The sequence below is a fragment of the Lentibacillus sp. JNUCC-1 genome (assembly GCF_009741735.1).
Classification (GTDB): domain Bacteria; phylum Bacillota; class Bacilli; order Bacillales; family Amphibacillaceae; genus Lentibacillus_B.
In genome coordinates, this window is the sequence record NZ_WHOH01000001.1 from 951,857 (window position 1) to 972,407 (window position 20,551).

Below are 20,551 nucleotides of genomic sequence, written 5' to 3' on the forward strand. Positions count from 1 at the left end.
CCTATTCGTTAGCGATATCATAAGGTATTCTGAGAGGGGAGTCAAGAACGTTTGTTCTATTTTTGAAATTGTGAAATCGTATTTTGGGGTGTGGTAAATAAGGGAATTGAGAAAATAGGAGGATTTGATGGATGAAAATTGATTTTCTTGTGGCTTAAGTATGGTAAAAGGTGAAATTAATAAAAGAAAAAATAAAAACCACTCCACTTTATTGCTTTATCGAAGTAAAGGAAGCACGAGAACCGTCCCCATGCTTCGGTCAGTGCGGCTTTTCCAGGGCGTGCACCTCGGCGGGTCTCTTTTTTATATTGTGATGAACTTTATAGTTCCCGGTGCGTTTTAGCCAGGCGAGACAGGACGCATTCCAGTCATCAATGTTATGAAAAGTACGATGACTGCTGAAATTGTTTTTTACAAATTTGACAACTTGTTCGACTTTCCCTTTTGATTCCGGATCGCTCTTCTTACATAAATAAATGCGAAATTGCCTTGCCTGATGGTATTTCGTGAATTCTGCCGTCATAATTAAATCTCCGGCATTTTCGTTTACTGCTAAAAGGGCATCTTGGTCGTAGACCATTTCCTGTGGCATCCCCCCAAAATATTGGAATGCATTCTCATGCATATGGATGACATCGGTTGTTCTGAACGGTCGGTCTAGCCACTCTACATATTTGTATCTCGAATGTGATAGTATAAACGCGATGAAATACAAACGATGCTTCCCCTTCTGATTATCTTCAACAACCGTCTGGCCGAAATCAACCTGCGCTTGAAGACCCATTGGTAATTCCGGGACCGCACTGTAAGTTCGCTGAACCTTTACTTTGGGAATGTAATACTTATCACGTAGTTCATTTACATAATTTCTTACTGTATTCTCACTCACATCTGTCACTTCCAACTTCTCCTCTAGCCAATCATGGATTTGAGCCGCTGTTAAATCAGGGTGTTCTTGAAGCCATGCAATTATATGTGCTTGATAAGGATCTAACTTTTTCCCCCTAACCCTTAGTGAATTTACAAATTCCTCAAATTCATCGGGATCCATTCTCAAATAATCTATCACTCTATTTCTGGATATCCCTAACTTCCTTGCAATCTTACTTTTTGAAAAGCCCTCCGAATACAAACGATGAATTTCAACATAAGCCATGTATATTTCCACTCCTGCGTCCCCACTTTCAATAAACTAACTCTAGTATATTGAATCTAGGGGTGAATTTGGAATAACTGTTTAATCTGACTTGTGAAATTCTGTTGATTCTTATTTGTGGAAAACTGTTGAGTCTAGTTTATCATTTACAGGCGTGTCGCGTTCCAAATAAATCTAAATAAAGCATACATGAAATCCCCATCTGATTACAGGTGGGGATTATTTGACGCTTACAAAATGATGAAATGGGCAGAATTCCCAGAGCATCTAACATTTGAAATGTATGATTTAAAGGAGCAAAATGCGATTGGGGAGAAGCAACTTCACGTTTTACAGGAACTCCATTGGATAGATGAGCATTTCACTTTGATTATGATGGGGCCGACCGGCGCTGGCAAGACACACTTGTCTGTGGCTCTTGGCATACATGCCGTAGAACGCGGATACCAGGTATCCTTCACCTCAATGAGCCAATTAATGTACATTCTAAAGACGAAAGACTATATCAGTAAATCCAAGACAAGATATAAACGCATTGTCTCTTCTGATCTCGTCATTATTGATGATGTAATGTACATGACATATGATGCCGAAGAAGCTCATTTGTTTTTCCAGTTTGTTTATGATCTGTATGATAAAGCAGCTTTTATTCTAACTTCTAATAAAGGTCCTGGTGAGTGGGGAAAGTTTCTTGGTGACCCCACTCTCACCACCGCCATTCTGGACAGATTATTGCACCGAAGTGAGGTTCTTACGTTTGATAAGGAGGCAGACAGCATACGGATGAAGTATCGCAAGGCTATTTTTGATACGTCACCTGTTGAGTCTTAATTGTGGAAACCTGTTTAAAATTATTTGTGGAAAACTGTTTATTTCTACTTGACGGTTACAAGTGTTTCAGCAAATCGAAGTTCAAGCCCATCAATATGAGTCAATGGAAACTCATGTATCGGCGGTAAATACAACACCTTATAACCCGCCTTTTTAGCTGCCATAATAGCCGGCAGCATCCCTTCAACCGGTTTAATCGAACCATCCAAGGATAACACGCCCAGAAAAGCTGCGGCTTCAGGTATCTGATCTTTAATTTCACCCGTTTCCTTCATAATCCCAATCGCCATCGCCAAATCAAAAATCGGACTGTTTTTCTTTTGTTCTGCAGGGGATAAGTTTATAATGATCCGCTTATCAGCGATCTCGCAGTCATACGCATACAAAGCCGCCAGCACCCGATCCTTCGACTCTTTCACAGAAGCATCCGGCAGCCCCACAATACAAATTCCTTCAACCCCCGGCAATAGCTGTACCTCCACCTGGACACGGTAACCTTCCATGCCTTTCAGACCAATGCTCGAAACGACAGTCGCCATAACGTCACACCTCTCTTATTCGTTAGCGATATCATATGATATTCTGATAGGAAAGTCAAGAACGTTTGTTCTCTTGCCGAAAGTGTAGAATCGTATCTTGGGGTGTAGTAAATAGGGGAATTGAGAAAATGAAAGGATTTGATGGATGAAAATTGAATTTCTTGTGGCTTAAGTATGGTAAAAGGTAAAATTAATAAAAGAAAAAATAAAAAACACTCCACTTTATTGCTTTATCGTAGTAAAGGAAGCACGAGAACCGTCCCCGTGCTTCTTTGATCACGCTTCTTCATGTATCTCTCTAGTGATCTGCCGTAATCCTTTTCTGCCCTAGGCTCGCGTTGGTGCGACGCAATGTAACGGCTTCCCAAATCGCTTCATTGGAAATGTTCTCATGACCGCTTAAGTCAGATATGGTTCTGGCTAAGCGCAGGATTTTCATTTGTACCCGCGTACTCCAGTGGTATTGACTCGCCCACTGCTGCAGCATTTTCTGCTGATCATCATTCAACCTGCTACAATGGGACAACTGCTCATTGGACACAACCGAATTCGTGATGTCTCTGTTAAAACGCGCATATTGTATATTTCGTGCTGCTTGGACACGGGACCGTATACTTGAGGATGGCTCATTACCTTCTGAGGATTCTTGCTCCAATACCACTGTGTTAAGCGTTAACAAAATATCCATCCGATCTTCTATTGGGCCGGATACGCGATTGGTGTAGGCAAGAACTTGTTTGGGGGAACAGGTGCAGTACCGGTGTCTTGATCCTAAATAGCCACACGGACAAGGGTTCATAGCACCTATTAATATGAATTGCGCCGGGTATGTCACGGTCGAAGCTGCCCGGCTGATCGTTACCCTCCCCATTTCCAGAGGTTGCCTGAGCATGTCCAACGTTCGCTTGGGGAACTCCGCCATTTCATCAAGGAAAAGCACACCATGATGTGCGAGGGTAACTTCACCAGGCTTCGGATTTGCGCCACCGCCTATCAGTGAAACGGCTGATGCTGAATGATGCGGGGCTCTATAAGGCGGCAGCTGATGCTTTTCGTTCGTCATCCCTGCCAATTGATAAATGCTCATGACGTCAAAACTTCCCTCTTGTTTTAACGGTGGTAAAATGGATTGAAACGTCTCTGCAAGCAAGCTTTTGCCACAACCGGGCGGACCAACCATCAACACATTATGCCCGCCTGCCGCAGCAATTTCCAGCGCCCTTTTGGCCTGCTTATGCCCTAGAACATGTTTGAAGTCCTTGTCATACGTGAGTGTGATGCTTTCTGAGAGGTCTGTTATGCGTGAAGTCGCGCCTCGAGGAGAAACATTCAATTGCATTTGACCTGAAAAAGATTCGACAACATCTTGGGTCGAATTGTGAACAGAAAATAGTTGATCCTGTACGATGTCTGGATTCCACGATATCCAATAGATCACGAGCTTCAGTTTCCTTCAAGGGTGTCAGAAGCCATTCATCTAAAATAAGGAGATTAACCTTTTTGTATTGCTTTATGACTTTCCGGAACACCCCTTCCCCCTTGCCACTGCTAGCTCGTCTAGTAGATCTGGTAATCGGATGTATTTAACCTTATAGAACTGACGGCAAGCAGCTATACCGAAGGCGCATGCAAGATAGGTCTTCCCGTTTCCCGAAGCTCCTTTTAAGATTATATTACGATGCTCTTCAATGTACTGCCCAGAAGCTAACCTAAGGATTTGTTCCTTATCTAGTTTCCTGTCTGCATGGTACTCAATATCCTCTATAGCGGCCTGGTTGTTACGGAATTGGGCACCTTTTATAAGGCGTTCCAGTTTATTGTTTTGTCGTCTCGACCACTCCAAATCAACGAGTAAGGCAAAACGGTCTTCAAACGTCATTGATTGGTAGTCGGGATTTCTCAATTGTTCTTGATAGGATTCTGCCATGGCAGCCATACGCATATCATTCAACTTTGATAATGTTGATTCGTTTGTCATTCTTTATCTCCCCCATAATAAGCAGCTCCACGAGTGAATCCATACGAGCTACTTGTACTTTTTGTGTCGTGCTGTTCTTCCTGCATCAATTTATCCTGTCCAGTACTTAGTATTGTTTGAATGCTTTTGAGTGTTGGTCTGGGCGTATAAGACAGTGCCCGTTCACATGCGTTTTCCACTCGTTCAATAGAATGTATTTCGCAAGTGAAAAGTGAGCCATTTCGCAATTTAATTTTGAGCCACTTTGTTTCCACTCATTTTGATCCAAGCTTCTGTTTCCTTCATTCGGTAAGAAGGCCCTATCATGTTTACGACATGAGATTTATGTGTAAGACGATCGGTTAACGCAGCCGTCAATACCGGGTCATGAAACATGTCTTGCCATTTCGTAAATGGCAGGTTGCTGGTGATAATTGTTGATTTCCTACCTGCCCGTAGCGAGAGGTGAGAAAACAGTAACTCCGCACCTTCCTTGTCGAAAGAAATGTAACCTAATTCATCCAGGATAACAACGTCATATTTCCCAAACTTCAACTCAAATGAGCGCAAGGTTCTTTCTGAACGATGTTCCTTTAGCTGGTTTATCAAGGAAGGGACCGTAGCGTAGAATACCCGGTATCCTGCCAAGCATGCTTCCATTCCAAGCCCAATCGCAATATGGGTCTTCCCCGTGCCCGATGAACCTGTCAGAATGACATTTTGCCCTTCCTCTATGAAATCCAGTGTTTTTAAATGAGGTAATTTTTGACTGGCTTGTTCCGGTAATTCTTCTACTCTCAATTCCTCCAATAGCTTCTTCTGTGGGAAATTAGCCGTACGGATACGATTTTGCTTTGCCCGCACCTGCCGGTCGGCTTTTTCTTGTTCAAGCACTTGAAGTAACACTTCAAATGCTTGAGCTGGTTGTTCCAAAGCTTCATTCTGAACGATTTTTCGTATGCTTGGTAAGCGCAAATCTTTACATAGATCAATAATTCGTTGTTGTTTATCCATTGGTCACTGCTCCTTATCCGACTTGATTAAACATGTCTGCGTATGCCTCCATGTTGCTCACAGACTGATTCATGGTTTCATCTCCACCGGAGAACGCTTTGGTCGTAGACGTGGATTGTCCGCAAATAAACAGGATGCTGTCCGTCGTGACGAGATCAAATCGGATGGCACTTAGTTCTTCTACGGCTTCAAGGACCCGTTTCAGATTATTGTTTTCTTTCACGTAAAGAAGCAGCTCTATGAATTCTTTCTCTTTTCCTATATAATAATTGTTGTAGATATCTTTTATTTGGGTTGGTGCCTGTCTCAAACATTCACTTTGGGATATGGCACCTTTTTTCTTTTGGAAGGTACTCAGATAGTGATAAATATTCATTTGCCATTCATGCACACCCCATTTTCGTTGATGCTCAGCTACAAGCTCTCCATCAATAAACAACTTAATATACGTGGCACCGGCCTTTGCCTTGATGTATTTCCCAACGTGCCCCTCCGGCACAGAATAATGATTTTGCTTAATCATCACTGTGCTATATTTATTCACCTGACATTCAACCAACTCCGCGCTATCAAATGGTGCCATAACAGCAGGTCTTGCGACTTTCTTTTCATCTTCCAATAGCGTTATATGCTTTACTTGATGTTCATGATGATACCGTTCATTGATCTTTTTAAGTGTACAGGAGAGGTGATCTTCCGCCTCTTGTAAACTCGTAAATGAATAGATTGCTGAGAATGCTTTTCTCCGTATAAACTCTACACTCCGTTCCACATGTCCTTTCTCATTGCCTTTCCGTGGCTCACACAAACGAATTTTAAACTGATAGTAATTGGAAAGATTAATCATGCTATCTGTGACCGTTTTCTCTGTCCCTACAAAAGATTTTACAACGGTCCGCATGTTATCATAGGTAAAGACCTTAGGAATAAAACCGATATGATGAATGAACTCCGAATGAACATCCAGTACACAAACCTGAGACTCAGATTGATAAATCTTCGCGAAGCGATAATTGCTGTGAGCTAATGTGAAAACTGCTAATGAATAACTTTTGATTTCTCCATCAATCTCAAGCTTAATTTCGCCCCAATCAAATTCCGCCTCATAACCAGGTACACAATTCCGCCGGATAAACACCTCCCTTGATTTAGCCACTTCTTTATTAACAAAGTTTCGCACCGTTGTGTAACTAATGGCGTGTCCGGCATCCAACAACGCCTCATGCATATCTATCATTTTCATTTGCTGCTTGGCCATGTAGTGGTTTCTCTTCCATTCATTTTCCTTTATATAGCCGCGCAAAATTCGCTTTATATCATCTGTTAATACTCTCTTTTTACCAATCCGCTTTTTATATGCAGGCGCCTTTACAATATTCTCAGCTATTGGAAGATCCCTTACATCTTCCTTTCTGCTCTTCTCATAATCGTCAATGTAACTTTTCACCGTATTTCTAGATTTTCCCGTTTGTTCGGCAATCTTTCTCTGACTTACTCCTTCCAAGTATGATTTTATTATTTTTTGTTTTTCCATCAATGTGATCACTCCGAGTTCAACCCCCTGATATTTCATTAGGGGTATATTTTCTATTAGAGTGGCTCAATTTTCAACTGCGATGGTGGCTCACTTTTAAGTTACCATATACAATAGAATGCTTATCAGCTAGTTTCATTAACCCAAGGCAGGACTTCAGTCCTTGCTTCTCAGTCTTATAGGATGCCAGTATACTTTTAACAGTCGTTAAAATATGGCTGCCTGAGGCTCCAGCCCATTCAAGTACGTAGTCTTGATTGTAGTTAATAAACTGTTTATGCTTATCAGGCATATGGTCCGCATTTGTTGAAGTTTGTCCAGCCTCACCGTTTAACCGTTTATGAGAGGCAATTCTGAAGTTCTTAAAAAAGACTTCCACGATGCTTCCGGTTTGTCGCACATCTACCTGATGACTGATATAATCATAGGGCACAGAATAATACATTTGATCTAAATGTATGTGATAATCATACTGTACGGTTGCCTTCTTCCAAGTGGCAATCTCATATTGGGAAACAGGCAAAGGCATCAACGCAAATTTTTCTTCTTCCAAAAAGGCCGTTTGTCTGTTTCCTTTCTTTTTTTGAAAAGGTTTTGTATTTAACTCCATTAATTTTTCCTGAATTGCTTGATTCAACTCCGTAATGGAGAAGAATTTTTGATTCCGAAGGGATGCAATAATCCAGGTTGAAACGTTTCCCACTGTGCCTTCTGCACTTGGTTTATCCTTCGGATGCCGAACTCTGGCTGGAATAATAGTTGTATTGTAATGTTCCGCCATTTCCTGATAAACGCGGTTTATAATCGGCTCCGACCGCGAAGCTTTTACCACACCCGTTTTAAGGTTATCAGGCACTACAATTCTAGTGACGCCCCCGTAGAACTGAAATGCGTGAATATGAGCTTTTATCCAATTCTCAATCCCCATGGACAGGAAAGCTTCTACGTATGCGTATTGGCTGCATGGCAAGGTTGCGACGAATATATATGCTGGAATATCTTCCCCTGTGACGTTATCTTTGATATACATCTTTTGACCAGCCCAATCAACCTCCAAAAGCTCTCCAGGCTTACGTTTGATTCTCATGGTAGCCTTTGTTTTAGTTGCATACTTATGATAGAAGCGACAGAATTGACGATAGCTGTATGGGATTTCTTTATTTGATCTACAACTTATACAGTATTCGTCCCATAAGAGCGAGAGTGTCACACCACTTTTGGCCAGTTCTTTATGAACATGTTCTACGTCAGGCATTCTTCTAAATCCAGATTCAGCGCTTTTTTCAGGGTATAGAAGCTCTTGAAGTTCTTGGTCCGACATATCCTGCTCAAGAGGCCAAGAAATCCCATGCTTTTTTGCTCTTTTCAAGACCTCGCTGATGGTGTTTCTTGAATGTGCACAACTTGAGGCAATCCCTCTTTGGCTCACCTCCTGGGCATGAAGCCGTAAAATTTCGCGATATTTAATCACAAAAAAACCTCCTACATAATGAATTTGCACAGTATGTGCAAACTTATTATATAGGAAGTGGCTCAGTAGTGGCAGAGGTGGCTCATTTTTATGGCAGAGATGGCTCAAAAACATGGCAAGCGTGGTCCTATCCTGTGTCTTTCTTCACCCATCTGATTACAGGTGGGGATTATTTGACGCTTACGGACGTCCGTACAAGTGATACGCTGCCAATTCGACCACAAAAAAACCGCCTGGATGCCTATTTAAGGCCCATAGCGGTTTCAAATCATTTTATTGAATTTATGAATCTAGTTCCCTTTTCTGGAAAGCTTAATATGAAATGAATACATATCTGCACGATAATACGCATTTTCAAATTCAACAAACTTGCCATCCATATCGGTAATCGTACGCTTTGCGTTCAAAACACCGGTATGCTCTGGCAATTTAAGCAAGGCAGCGTCATCCCCCGTAAGCGGAGTTGATGTAATGATCTGATCTGCTTCAGATGTAATGACACCCATTTCGGTTTCCAAAAGGGTATACAGGGACACATCCTTCAGATCAAACCGGGCAAGCTGCTCTCCAATTTCCACCGGATAATAATGGCGTTCAATGCCAATCGGAATACGGTTGGCATAACGAAGTCGTGCAATATGATAGACTTTCGCCATTTTAACGAAAGGTTGAAGCTCTGGGCCAGGTGAAAGAATCTTAGATTCAATCACTTGCGCACCGGGCTTCATACCCATCCGTTCGATGATTTCATAGGTACTGCTAAGACTCCCCAGCCAATCATTAATCGGCTTAATGGCGACAAACGTCCCTTTGCCCCGCCTCTTTTCCAAAACCCCTTCCTGAACGAGCTGTGAAATGCTTTGCCTCACCGTACTACGACTCACATAATACTCGTCCATCAGTTCACGTTCACTCGGGATCTGATCTGTATACTGTCCAGCTAGAACCTTCTCTTCAATCGCCTCTTTCAATTGCACGTGCAAAGGGATTGAACTGATATAATCAAGTGCCATCAAGTCACCTCAAAGTCAGAAAGTTGTTATGGTTAATTATACATGAAAGAGCGCGGCAATGAATAGTAGCCTCATAAAGATGATTAGTCTCTGCTGAACAGATCGCGTGTATAAACTTTGTCTTTCACATCTTTTAAATGCTCATCCAGCCTGTTTGCAACAATAACATCAGCTTCTTCTTTAAACGCTGCAAAATCATTTACAACCCGGGAGTTATAGAAGTCATCTTCTTCTAATACTGGCTCATATACAATGACTTCAATGCCCTTTGCTTTAATCCTTTTCATAACCCCTGGATGGCAGACTGACGGAAGTTATCAGAATCAGTTTTCATAGTTAAACGATAGATACCTACAACACCTGGTTCTCTCTCCAAAATGGCATTGGAAACATGATCCTTCCGAGTACGGTTCGCATCCACGATGGCCTGCATAATATTGTTAGGTACATCTTCATAATTTGCCAAAAGCTGTTTTGTATCCTTAGGCAGGCAGTAGCCACCATATCCAAATGAAGGATTGTTATAATGGCTGCCGATCCGTGGATCAAGCCCTACACCTTCTATTATCTGCTTGCTGTCAAGTCCGCGAACTTCTGCATATGAATCAAGCTCATTAAAAAAGGAAACACGCATAGCAAGGTATGTATTTGCAAATAGTTTAATCGCTTCTGCCTCCGTTGAATCTGTAAACAGAACATCAATGTTCTCTTTCACTGCACCTTCTATGAGCGAGTCAGCAAATACACGAGCACGATCAGATTGTTCACCTACCACAATACGTGATGGGTACAAGTTGTCATACAAGGCTTTTCCCTCACGTAAAAACTCAGGTGAAAAAATAATATTATTTGTTGCAAATTTGATACTTATTTCTTTTGTATAGCCCACAGGTACAGTAGATTTAATGATCATGACCGCCTCTGGATTTGTGTCCAGTACATCTCTGATTACATCTTCAACGGTTGACGTGTCGAAATAGTTTTTATCAGGATCATAGTTTGTAGGTGTCGATATAATTACATAATCAGCACCCTTGTAAGCTTGTTCGCTATTAGTAGTAGCTGTAAGGTTCAATTCTTTACTGCTCATATAATCGCTTATTTCTGTATCAACAATCGGAGACTTCTGGTTGTTAATCATGTCTACTTTTTCCTGTAACACGTCCAGAGCTACAACTTCATGATGTTGAGCGAGTAAAACTGCGTTTGAAAGGCCGACATACCCTGTGCCGGCAACTACGATTTTCATATCTAATTACCTCCAAAATATTGAGAAAGTCAAGAGTTACTAAATCTTTTTATCATGTGAATTACTTCACATGATAATACTTAACGTACCAGTCAGCAAATTTCTGAAGTCCTTCTTCAATCGTGGTTTGGGGTTTGAAACCAATTGCTTCATACAATCGATCAGTTGAAGCATATGTAGCCGGTACATCACCTGGTTTGATTGGTTCATACAGTTTATTAAATTCAACTTCACGTCCAAGGGCGATGCTTAAAGCTTTTTCCAAGGCACCGATAAATGTCATAAGCTTCTCTGGGCTGTTATTGCCGATATTAAATACTCGATGTGGAGCACCCTTCTCATTGTTAGGCGGAGTCCCCAAAAGTCGTTCCACCCCTTTAACGATATCATCAATATATGTAAAATCGCGATACAGATCGTTCTCAAAATCACCATTGTTAAATATCTTTATCGGCTCATCAGCAAAAAACTTGTCTGTGAATCCAAAGTAGGCCATATCTGGGCGTCCCATCGGCCCGTAAACGGTAAAGAAACGTAGACCAGTTGCGGGGATATCGTATAAATGACTATATGTATGAGCCATTAATTCATTTGACTTCTTTGTAGAGGCATATAATGATACAGGATTGTCCACAAAGTCCGTCTCCTCAAAAGGTACTTTTTTATTGGCCCCATAAACAGAACTAGAGGATGCATATACAAGATGGTCAACTGGGTAATCACGGCATGCCTCTAGAATGTTATAAAAACCTATAAGATTGCTCTGGATATAGACATCGGGGTTTTCGATAGAATAGCGAACACCCGCCTGAGCAGCTAAGTTTACAACAATATGAGGTTGATACTCATTAAAGATTTTCACTAAAATATCTTTATCCGATATATCTTCTTTGGCAAATGTAAATTGCTCATATAATTTTAGCTGTTCCAATCGTGCTAATTTCAGATTCATATCATAATAATCATTCATGTTATCAATTCCGATTACACGGCATCCTTTATCAAGTAGGCTTTTAGTTAGGTAAAAGCCTATAAAACCAGATGCTCCTGTGATTAAATATGTTTTGGTTGCGTCAATAGTAATATCATTCATGTCTTCAACTCCGTAAATATTTTAGTTTAGGGTTATTCTCTAAAAACATTGTGTTTTAATTTAACTTTATCCTGCTTCTTTAAATGTTTACATTAGGAGGAAGTGGACACCCATACTTCGAAAAAAGAGTTTTCCTCATATCCTTCCAATTACAATTCATTCACAATTTCTATATTAATTCAACATAGCTATTTAAAAGCTTATGTATTATTTTTTGATATTTATTATGATTCTATGCAGTATTTGCCGTATCAAATTCTTATTAAGTAAAGTTGCGATAACGATAGCTACAATAAAGTTAACTATATGGAGGTGCGCTTCGTTTATATAATTTATAGTTGCAACGATCACAACTAATAACAATGAAAATAATATTTTAACAAAATTATATTTGATCATAATTTGCTTCTGTAGATCAACAGCTCTATATATAGTTAGAATTAAATAAGATAATAACGTAGAAATAGAAGCAGCATACAAGCCTATATGTGATATTAATGCAATATTAAATATCACATTTATAAATGCCGCAATTAATGAAGAAACACTTATACTCTTTGTTTTTTTGAATGCAACATAAATTCCACCATAATATGCTGAAAGACTATTAAAAAACATTGCAAGAAACAATATTGGCATTTGGTAGAACGCTGAGAAATAAGATTCATCAATAAAAATATTAAACAAAACTGGGGAAAGAGTTACTAGTAACAATAACATGCCAACTAAAATATTAAACAAATTATCAAAGATATTTGTGTAGTAATCCTTAATATCTTTATCTTTAGAATTGACTGAAGCAGATTCTTGCCAGGCAAGGTTGAAATTATTATATAATAGATTAAAAACGCTAGGTATTTTATTTGCAACAGCAAATATACCAGTCATCTCTACATTTAGAAAAGCTGTTATTATCCAACGATCAGATATATTAATAACCCACCATGATAATGAATTAGGTAACAGGGGCGCAGAGTAAGCAATTAACACTTTAATATATCTCATATCAAACATCTTGAAAGAAAACATTTTTATTATTCCACTACTAATTATTGCATATATTGTACCCAAAAAAACAGATAACACTAGAGCTATTAACACCCCAGTTAATCCTAAAGGGATTTGTTTTACAAGAAAGTAAATTAACGTAAGCTTCATTAAGGAATTAATTAAACTTGACATTGAATATTTTTTTAATAGCCCCAAACCTCTGCAAGTCTGGATTGCGTATCTATAGTACAAATTAACTACAATGAATAAGCTTATTAACACTTGAGTTTCTATTCGTAGGAAAGACAGTATTAATATACTTATAATAAAAAGAATAATAGAAGATGCGAAGACATATAATGCGGAGTTTGTAATTATCTTCTTTTTCTTTTTTTCAGTTCTAGCGTCAAGTAAAAACCTAAAAACTGCCTGTTCGATTAATAAAGAAAATGTAGGGACTACTAAAGATACACTTGTTAATACTAAATCATACGTACCGTATTCAGCTTTAGTTAAAAAAGCCGTTAAAATCGGCAATATCAAAAAAGAAATAGATTTAGGTAAAACATTACCAATGCCTAATATAATTGTATTAATAATAAGTCGTTTTTCTCTCTTCATATTGTTCATATTCCCAATCTATTGTGAATTGAATAATCTTACTTAACAAACTGGGCTTTCCAGTCTTCAATAGCTTTGACATCAAGTTTAATTTCAGTAGAAATTTCCTTATTGAGATAAGTATCCAAACTATTAATTTCGTTTCTATTTATTACATTAATATTAAAATCACGTTGTTTTTCAAGTGCTCTATTGTCAATTCCGATAATGATACTTCGACGTTTTTTTTGAAGGGCTCTAATACCAGCATGTAATCTAGTGCCTACATAATCTAAATCAAGATCGGAATCGAGCAATTTATCGTATGCTTCTAAGGTAGGGTCAACAATTTCTATTTTATTGCTCAGTGAAAGTATATACTCAAGATCGTTTGATCCTTGTACCCATGCATATATTTTTTTATAGTTTCTTTCTAGTATATCTACCATTTGTTTATCATTTTGTTCATCTTTACGATAATCAGTAATTGTAAAAACCACATTCTCCGCTTTTTTGACAGGTATATATTTACAATGATCAGCAGTTAACTGCCACATTGTTGGACAGCCGGTATTTATGACATTTGTTATTCCTATTTTTTTAATTTTTCTTTTGTATAATTATCTCTAACAGAATGTAACTTTTCTGTATCTAAAGCATTTTTATATACTAACTTAGTTAATAAGCTAGTTTTCTTTTGATAATTCGTCCACCCAACCCCATTAATATAACATTATCAAATTTCATGGCATCATAAAAATTTATATTCCATTGATTAGCTTTTATAATATTCTGTTTTGATGATAATAGGTTTGTTCCAGCCACAAACGAATAATTACTTTCTTTAATTATTCTTCTACTATGCCTACTAATTATTTCGTGTGTTGGAATATTAAAAAACATGGATTTACGATTAAAAATCTTTAAAATTTCTTTTTTAACTGAATCTACAATTATTTCATCTCCAATATTTTTAGTTGCAACTGATGTGTCCAATATTGATATTTTTTTCATAATATTATTACCCTCCTCGATAGATCAATACTTGATGATAAATTTTTTCTAATCTTTTAGCAAGATCATTGACGTCATAACCTGCTTTTATTATCTCATTTTTCTTGTTATTTCGATGATTTATTTTCTTGAAGTTTAATATACTGTTTGTCCAAGTTGAAAGATCATCAGTTAAATTGCACCATTCAACAATATTTAATATTTCAATTTCTTGTGTGATATTTGTTGATAGAACACATGGCACCCCAGATGCTTGAGCTTCAACTACCGTTACAGGCAATCCTTCATGATATGATGGCATTACAAATACATCCATTGCTTGTAACAACTCCGGAATATCCGATCTTACACCTGTGAAAATAACTTTATCTTTCAAGTGAAGTTTCTGCACTTTTTCTTCAATAGATTTTCTTAGCTCCCCATCACCTACTAAGATTAATTTAGTATTTTCACATCTGTCGTGAATATTTTTGAAAATATCAATTAAGAGCTCATGATTCTTTTGATGTGTAAAGCGCCCAACATGTCCTAGTGTGAAGGAGTCTTCAATTCCCAACTCCTCCCTTTTCACCCTTCTAATTTCTTCGTTATAAACAAATCTCTCTGTATCAATAGCATTATTTATGATTTGATAGTTATTATTATTATATTGTTTTTTTGGATAAAGCCATTTAGCAGCTAACCGAGAACAAGCAAAATAATGAGTGGCAATTGATCCGATAAACCTTTTATTAAATTTATGAATATACTTATGAATGAAGATTCCACCTTGCATGGTATTATGACTGTGTACAATGCGAATTGGGACATTGTGTTTTTTCGCCAACTTAAGCGGCTCGATGTAGGTTAACGAACTTAAATGTTGATGAACAATCTTATATTCTTTATGTTCTTTAAAAAAGTTATTAAGGTCTTTTCGATTTTCTAGCATCCCATGTTTTCTTGGAGTTATACTAAAAATTCTACCACCTAAGCTTCGAATTTCTGTGTCATAAGCACATTTTTCTTGAGTATGTACAAGGAAGTCGAACTGAACTTTACTTCTATCAATTTTCCGATAAATATTCATTATAAAGGTTTCTATTCCACCTCTCCCCATACTTGAAACAACATGTAGAACTCTGATCATAATAAATCACCTCGCTAAGACTAATGAATTTATAAGTAAAATCTCAATAACATCCCCTAAGAAATTAATTTATTTGTGAGAAAAAGCATAGTTCAAGTCTCTTTTTAGGCTCTTCGCTATTTAGTATTGAAAAAACAAAATAGTAGTAACACTGCGAACCTATCATTCCTTGTTTGCGGCTTGCATTGTCTTGTATGCATTAGAGCTAGTCAAGGAACCCACTTGACAAGCTCTAATGCATACAAGGTAGTGGTCGTCAAGCAAACAAAGGAATAACTGCAGTCATGATTGTTTGATCAAATCCAGCTTATTGACTGTCGCATATGCCATGGCAATAAAATTCTCGGCTGTACGATAACCTCGGGCTTTTCTTTTGGCCGCTTGAATCAGACTGTTAGTCCCTTCAATCAGACCGTTGGTCATCTTACTTTCGAACCACCTTAAGATACCATCCTGGTGCCTCTTTAAAGATTTGGCGGCATCAATCATTGGTTTAAGTTGGGAACGTGTTGCCCAATTGTACCATTCGTTAAAGTAGAGTTTGGAAATAATGTAAGACCGTGTCCACATGTTTTGAAGCGATAACTTCATGCGGTATGCGCGTCCTGTTTTTAAGTCCATGTCCTTGAGTTTTTGAAATTGAGCTTCCTGCTTTTTAGTTAGATTTCCCTGGTTTTTCAACCATACGTAGCGTGAATTTTTGAGTTCCGGTTGTGTTGCTTGTTCTTCTCTACGTACTTGATCCAACGCTTCATTGACCAATTTCATTACATGAAATTTATCGAAAGTAATTGAAGCATTTGGGAAGTTCTTTTCAATACCTGATATAAATGATGGAGACATATCACAACAGATATCCTCAATTTGGGAGCGTGAGACCCCTTTATGATCAAGATGGAGGCAGAAATCCTGTAGAACGTCCGCGCCTTTTCCTTTGGTGGCAAATATCAAGCGTTTTGTGTCCATATCAATAAAAAGCGTGATATATTTATGCCCTTTGGCGCGAGACGTTTCATCCATGGCAACGCGTTTTAATTCCGATATATCCATGTCTTCCATTGCTTTATTGACATAATAATTAAACACACGCCAAAGGCGAGTATCATGTTCACCAACTTTACGAGCGACTGCGGCAACAGGCATCTCAATCATTAACGATAAAAGATGTTGTTCAAAAAGAAAGGAAAATCCCGCACCAGAGCGTGCCCATTCAATGTGCACTGTCCGTATTTTACCACAAGCATCGCACTTTACTCGTGGCATTCTTGCCCGAAGCAGGGTTTGATACTGCCAGAAATCAAGGTGTCTCCATGTCCGATCTTGATCCAGGGTATCATGAACTTTACATCCAGATTTACCGCAGTTGGGGCAGGAAAATTCGGCCCCTGACCTATATTCAATATAAATGTGCAACGTGTTTTCTTCTTTGGCCAGTTCATGATGAAATACGTACCATGGTTCAGGTATTTCCAGTGCTGACTGAAACACATCATACCGCTCTTGAAAATCTTGCATAACGAATCATCTCCTGGGTAATTTTATAGTTTTTACCCAGTATAGACAGTGTTATGAAACTTTAGACTCAACATTAAATAGCGAGGAAGCTCTTTTTATAAACTAAAAAAGATATTTCGGTATGGGAATAAATATGAAACATGATGCTCCAATGTAAACTGTGTAGTATAAACATATAAAAAGCCGTATACTATTATAATGCTTGAGTATAATAGCTTTTTAGAATCCCTACTTAATAACTTACTTACCATTGCTGCTCCTAAGATAAAAGCTGTATATGAATAGAAAATTAATCGACCTAAATTGACCATACTTCCAAACAAAGAGATTATTATTGATAGTGCATAAACTGTTAAGAACAACTTGAAATATAATTGTTGTTTACCATAAAACTTTTTATAATAAAATAATAATAAGATTAATAAGGGAACTGTCGAAAATGATGATATGCTTATACTAACACCATCTATTGATCCATATTTTGTATATCTACTTCCTAATAATGGGACAATAAATTCAGATACAAATATAAAAAGTATAGGTGCTGTAATAAATAAGATATTATAACTCCGTGAAGCCTTTTTAGACAGATTTGATTTATTTATTGCAAAATAGACTAATATGATCATAAAAAAAGCGGAATAATGAAATAAGCTTGCTAGAAAAATCAACAAAAAATATTTAATAGGTTTTCTTTTAGGTATATAATCAAATGCAATAAATACAATACTAATTGCTATAAACATTCTTACTAACGCTACAGATAACATTTGGAAATATAGCATAGTGCTTAATAAAAAGACAGCTGTTGGCAAACTGATCATATACCTATATTTCTTAAAGCCATAATAAAATAAAAACAATGGAATAAAGGACGTTACTAGTTGCATATACAAATAGTCTTCAGTAAAAAGGGCGACAATATTATTGAGTATTAAATAACCTGGCTCCATTGTTGAATTCAAAAAATAATCAAACCAGCCATCCTGTGAGACATAGTTAAAAATTTTTATGTAAGAACTGTCATCAATAGCTGAAAATCTTCTAAATCCATAGGTGAAAAACAAAACAGCAAATGAAAGAAACGCATATACATTAAAGAAAAGAGAAGTTTTACTACTCTGTGCTAATCCAGCAAACATGACTGCACTTAAAACAACTGCAATATAATAAAGCATTGTATTTAAATATTCATCTGGTAAAGCAACACATAATATCACTGCTGTTATTATATAGAGATAGACAACAAAAACATCAGTTTCCTTCTTAAAATTACTATTTTTATAAGACAAATTGAAATCTTTTTTATCAATAGTACTATCTATAAATTCCATTGTTACCCCCTATAATGAAAACAAATCAAATGTTATTATGGCTGAATTCTTTGAAGAACCTTTCTCTCCGCTCATCAATTTTCTTTTTATCGTATTTCTTCGCTTCTATAAAATTTCTTTCAGCTTGACTTAACATTTGTTCCTTTTTCAAAGTCTTTAAAATAGAACATATTTCTTGTGTGTTGTACTTTGTATTACCAAATATAAATCCATCATCTATTAACTCAGGAATTCCAGCTGTATTAGCACCAAAAGCCGGCACTCCTCTACTCATAGCTTCAATCAAAGCACGTGGTAATCCTTCTTGTCGGCTTGGTTGCGTATAAATATCAATCGTTTCAAGCCAACTAAAAACCTCGTCATGGATCATAGGTCCCATAAATCTAACTTGCTCAGTAACGTCGAATTTCTCGGCAACAGATTTTAAATATGATTGATCACCTGCCCCAACAAGTTGATATTCAAAATGGGTATAACCTTGTTTTTTTAATTCACCTAAAGCTTCTATTACATATTGTTGTCCTTTATACCTTACATTCACCGCTGCAGTTGTACCTATTATAATTTTACTATTTGCATCCATGTTTCTTATTTTTTCTTGTCTTTTCCTTAAGATATTGTCATCAAATTTAGTTAAGGCTACATTTGAGCAATTAACACTTTTACCACGTGTAGGATATCGATCTTGTAAAAAGTGGTTTGTTACATAAACTACATAATTAGAATTTTTAACACGTTTCTTTGTCGCTAGATACATAAACGGCGCAACTAATTTCCCTTTAAAACTATGGTTCCAATGTGCATCCCATGGACAAGCAACAACTTCTGTTAAATACGGTTTATTATATTTTTTAGCATAATCAATAGCTATAAAACCCGACATACTTGGCAGCCTAGCTACGATATAATCAGACTCCAAGACTGCTTTTTTAACAATTGCTTTTGCTTTTTTTCGATAAAATAATACACCTTTTGCGCTACTAATATTGGGCATTTCATACACTTTAAAAGGGATACCATTTATTTTGGATAGATTCTTCGTTGACTCATCTTTTTTTAATTGGTTTAGTCTAATTACTGTTGCAATTTGGTCTGCAATTGCGTAATACCGTTTAAACATTTCATTATTGTGAGCAATGCCATAATAATTTTGTTCACCATCAACACTTAACGGTCCATCATGACAGAACAATACTTGCATTATAAAATCTCCTCTTAATATTTCATTTTATCTACTTTAAACTGTTCGCCTAATATAAAATCAAACTGATCGGGCTTAAATTCTTCATATCCACTCAGCAAGTAAAAAGTCAACTCTCCGAAATAAACTTCTTCATTTACCCAATATAAATCGACTCTAACATGTGGAAAGTCTTTGGAAAGATCAGTAGCTACCTGAATCATTCGTTCAAGCCCACCTGGCTTAGGTATTATATCTCCACAGTTTGGTATATCACTATCAACATCAAGAAAATTCCATTCAAGATCATAGAAGTTTCTCTTGTGATTAGAATATCTATCAATATCTATCCAAACGTATTTCGCTTCCCCATTAAAACAGATAAACTTATAATCACTAAGTTCTTTTTTATTATTCGTTTTGTCTTTGATTAGTTTTTCGCATATTATTTTGGGTTTGATATCATAATAGGCCCACTCTCTTCCCATCTTGACTGGCCTATCCACTAGCCACTGATTTAGTGTATTAATGGTTTCTTCAATGTTTAAAGTACTTTTATCATGGCATAATATGTTTGTTTTACTTGCATTTGTTGTTTTGAGGACAAATTCACTCGGCAGATTATCAAAATCTATATCATTAGCATTATCATACACACCATATTGTGGGATTAAAATATTTTCATAGCCTTTTTCAATAATGAATTGTCTTACATTATGCTTATCTGCGCATTGTGTCATTAGTGGATCACGATAGTATAACTTGTACCATTGCAATTTCTCAGTAAATCTTTTTGGATTTTCTAAGTTTAAAATTCGTCCCGTTTTGATCCAATATTGAATCTTTATCATAAACTTATCAGGCAAAAAATCCAGTAACCCGAGTATTTTAAATCTTATCTCTTGATTAGGTATTAATTTTTTATAGTTCAT

The 20,551-nt window shown here is 37.2% G+C and carries 18 protein-coding genes and 2 pseudogenes; 2 read left to right on the forward strand and 18 right to left on the reverse strand.

The window, feature by feature from the left end:
• Positions 1–259 precede the first annotated feature (259 nt).
• Positions 260–1,156, reverse strand: a complete 897-nt coding sequence (gene istA / locus JNUCC1_RS04470) for an IS21 family transposase (protein WP_231746982.1) — start codon at positions 1,154–1,156, stop codon at positions 260–262.
• A 189-nt stretch (positions 1,157–1,345) separates the two neighbouring features.
• On the opposite strand from istA (JNUCC1_RS04470), the gene JNUCC1_RS04475 reads away from it, so the two are divergent.
• Positions 1,346–1,987, forward strand: a complete 642-nt coding sequence (locus JNUCC1_RS04475) for an ATP-binding protein (RefSeq protein ID WP_156644326.1) — start codon at positions 1,346–1,348, stop codon at positions 1,985–1,987.
• A 44-nt stretch (positions 1,988–2,031) separates the two neighbouring features.
• Here the strand turns inward: JNUCC1_RS04475 and JNUCC1_RS04480 are convergent, their stop codons facing one another.
• From JNUCC1_RS04480 to istA (JNUCC1_RS04505), 6 genes and pseudogenes are all read right to left on the reverse strand, one after another.
• The gene (locus JNUCC1_RS04480) at positions 2,032–2,526 is read right to left on the reverse strand and encodes a magnesium chelatase domain-containing protein (protein ID WP_156644327.1); all 495 of its coding nucleotides are present in this window, start codon (positions 2,524–2,526) and stop codon (positions 2,032–2,034) included.
• A gap of 298 nt (positions 2,527–2,824) precedes the next feature.
• A complete protein-coding gene (locus JNUCC1_RS04485) occupies positions 2,825–3,865 on the reverse strand; it encodes an ATP-binding protein (RefSeq protein ID WP_156644328.1) in 1,041 nt (346 codons plus the stop codon).
• 28 nt (positions 3,866–3,893) lie between these two features.
• Positions 3,894–4,504, reverse strand: a pseudogene (locus JNUCC1_RS04490) (ATP-binding protein); the annotation flags it as partial.
• Positions 4,505–4,732: 228 nt separating this feature from the next.
• Positions 4,733–5,497, reverse strand: a complete 765-nt coding sequence (gene istB / locus JNUCC1_RS04495) for an IS21-like element helper ATPase IstB (RefSeq protein ID WP_156643624.1) — start codon at positions 5,495–5,497, stop codon at positions 4,733–4,735.
• A 13-nt stretch (positions 5,498–5,510) separates the two neighbouring features.
• Positions 5,511–7,034: an IS21 family transposase gene (istA, locus tag JNUCC1_RS04500; RefSeq protein ID WP_231746932.1), complete on the reverse strand. Its 1,524-nt coding sequence runs from the start codon at positions 7,032–7,034 to the stop codon at positions 5,511–5,513.
• 70 nt (positions 7,035–7,104) lie between these two features.
• Entirely contained in the window at positions 7,105–8,502 is a 1,398-nt protein-coding gene (istA, locus tag JNUCC1_RS04505) for an IS21 family transposase (protein WP_197431629.1), read from the reverse strand.
• A gap of 68 nt (positions 8,503–8,570) precedes the next feature.
• Between istA (JNUCC1_RS04505) and JNUCC1_RS04510 the strand changes: the two genes are divergently transcribed.
• On the forward strand, positions 8,571–8,828 hold the full coding sequence (locus JNUCC1_RS04510; protein WP_156644329.1) for a hypothetical protein: 258 nt from the start codon (positions 8,571–8,573) through the stop codon (positions 8,826–8,828).
• On the opposite strand, the gene JNUCC1_RS04515 is transcribed toward JNUCC1_RS04510, so the two are convergent.
• From JNUCC1_RS04515 to JNUCC1_RS04565, 11 genes and pseudogenes are all read right to left on the reverse strand, one after another.
• Positions 8,793–9,515, reverse strand: coding sequence for a GntR family transcriptional regulator (locus JNUCC1_RS04515; protein ID WP_156644330.1), 723 nt, complete (start codon positions 9,513–9,515; stop codon positions 8,793–8,795). The genes JNUCC1_RS04510 and JNUCC1_RS04515 overlap by 36 nt on opposite strands.
• A gap of 83 nt (positions 9,516–9,598) precedes the next feature.
• Positions 9,599–10,764, reverse strand: a pseudogene (locus JNUCC1_RS04520) (nucleotide sugar dehydrogenase).
• A gap of 61 nt (positions 10,765–10,825) precedes the next feature.
• Positions 10,826–11,857: a GDP-mannose 4,6-dehydratase gene (locus JNUCC1_RS04525; protein ID WP_156644331.1), complete on the reverse strand. Its 1,032-nt coding sequence runs from the start codon at positions 11,855–11,857 to the stop codon at positions 10,826–10,828.
• Between the two features lie 207 nt (positions 11,858–12,064).
• Positions 12,065–13,468, reverse strand: coding sequence for a lipopolysaccharide biosynthesis protein (locus JNUCC1_RS04530; protein WP_197431630.1), 1,404 nt, complete (start codon positions 13,466–13,468; stop codon positions 12,065–12,067).
• A 38-nt stretch (positions 13,469–13,506) separates the two neighbouring features.
• Complete coding sequence (locus JNUCC1_RS04535; protein WP_331713718.1) at positions 13,507–14,052, reverse strand: polysaccharide pyruvyl transferase family protein; 546 nt, start codon at positions 14,050–14,052, stop codon at positions 13,507–13,509.
• A gap of 73 nt (positions 14,053–14,125) precedes the next feature.
• Positions 14,126–14,461, reverse strand: coding sequence for a hypothetical protein (locus JNUCC1_RS04540; RefSeq protein ID WP_156644334.1), 336 nt, complete (start codon positions 14,459–14,461; stop codon positions 14,126–14,128).
• Positions 14,462–14,468: 7 nt separating this feature from the next.
• Positions 14,469–15,590, reverse strand: coding sequence for a glycosyltransferase family 1 protein (locus JNUCC1_RS04545; protein ID WP_156644335.1), 1,122 nt, complete (start codon positions 15,588–15,590; stop codon positions 14,469–14,471).
• 282 nt (positions 15,591–15,872) lie between these two features.
• The gene (locus JNUCC1_RS04550) at positions 15,873–17,105 is read right to left on the reverse strand and encodes an ISL3 family transposase (RefSeq protein ID WP_156644336.1); all 1,233 of its coding nucleotides are present in this window, start codon (positions 17,103–17,105) and stop codon (positions 15,873–15,875) included.
• A 95-nt stretch (positions 17,106–17,200) separates the two neighbouring features.
• Entirely contained in the window at positions 17,201–18,439 is a 1,239-nt protein-coding gene (locus JNUCC1_RS04555; protein ID WP_156644337.1) for an EpsG family protein, read from the reverse strand.
• Between the two features lie 25 nt (positions 18,440–18,464).
• On the reverse strand, positions 18,465–19,640 hold the full coding sequence (locus JNUCC1_RS04560) for a glycosyltransferase (RefSeq protein ID WP_156644338.1): 1,176 nt from the start codon (positions 19,638–19,640) through the stop codon (positions 18,465–18,467).
• Positions 19,641–19,654: 14 nt separating this feature from the next.
• Positions 19,655–20,551 (reverse strand): ATP-grasp fold amidoligase family protein, encoded by an 897-nt coding sequence (locus tag JNUCC1_RS04565; protein ID WP_156644339.1) that lies wholly within the window; start codon positions 20,549–20,551, stop codon positions 19,655–19,657.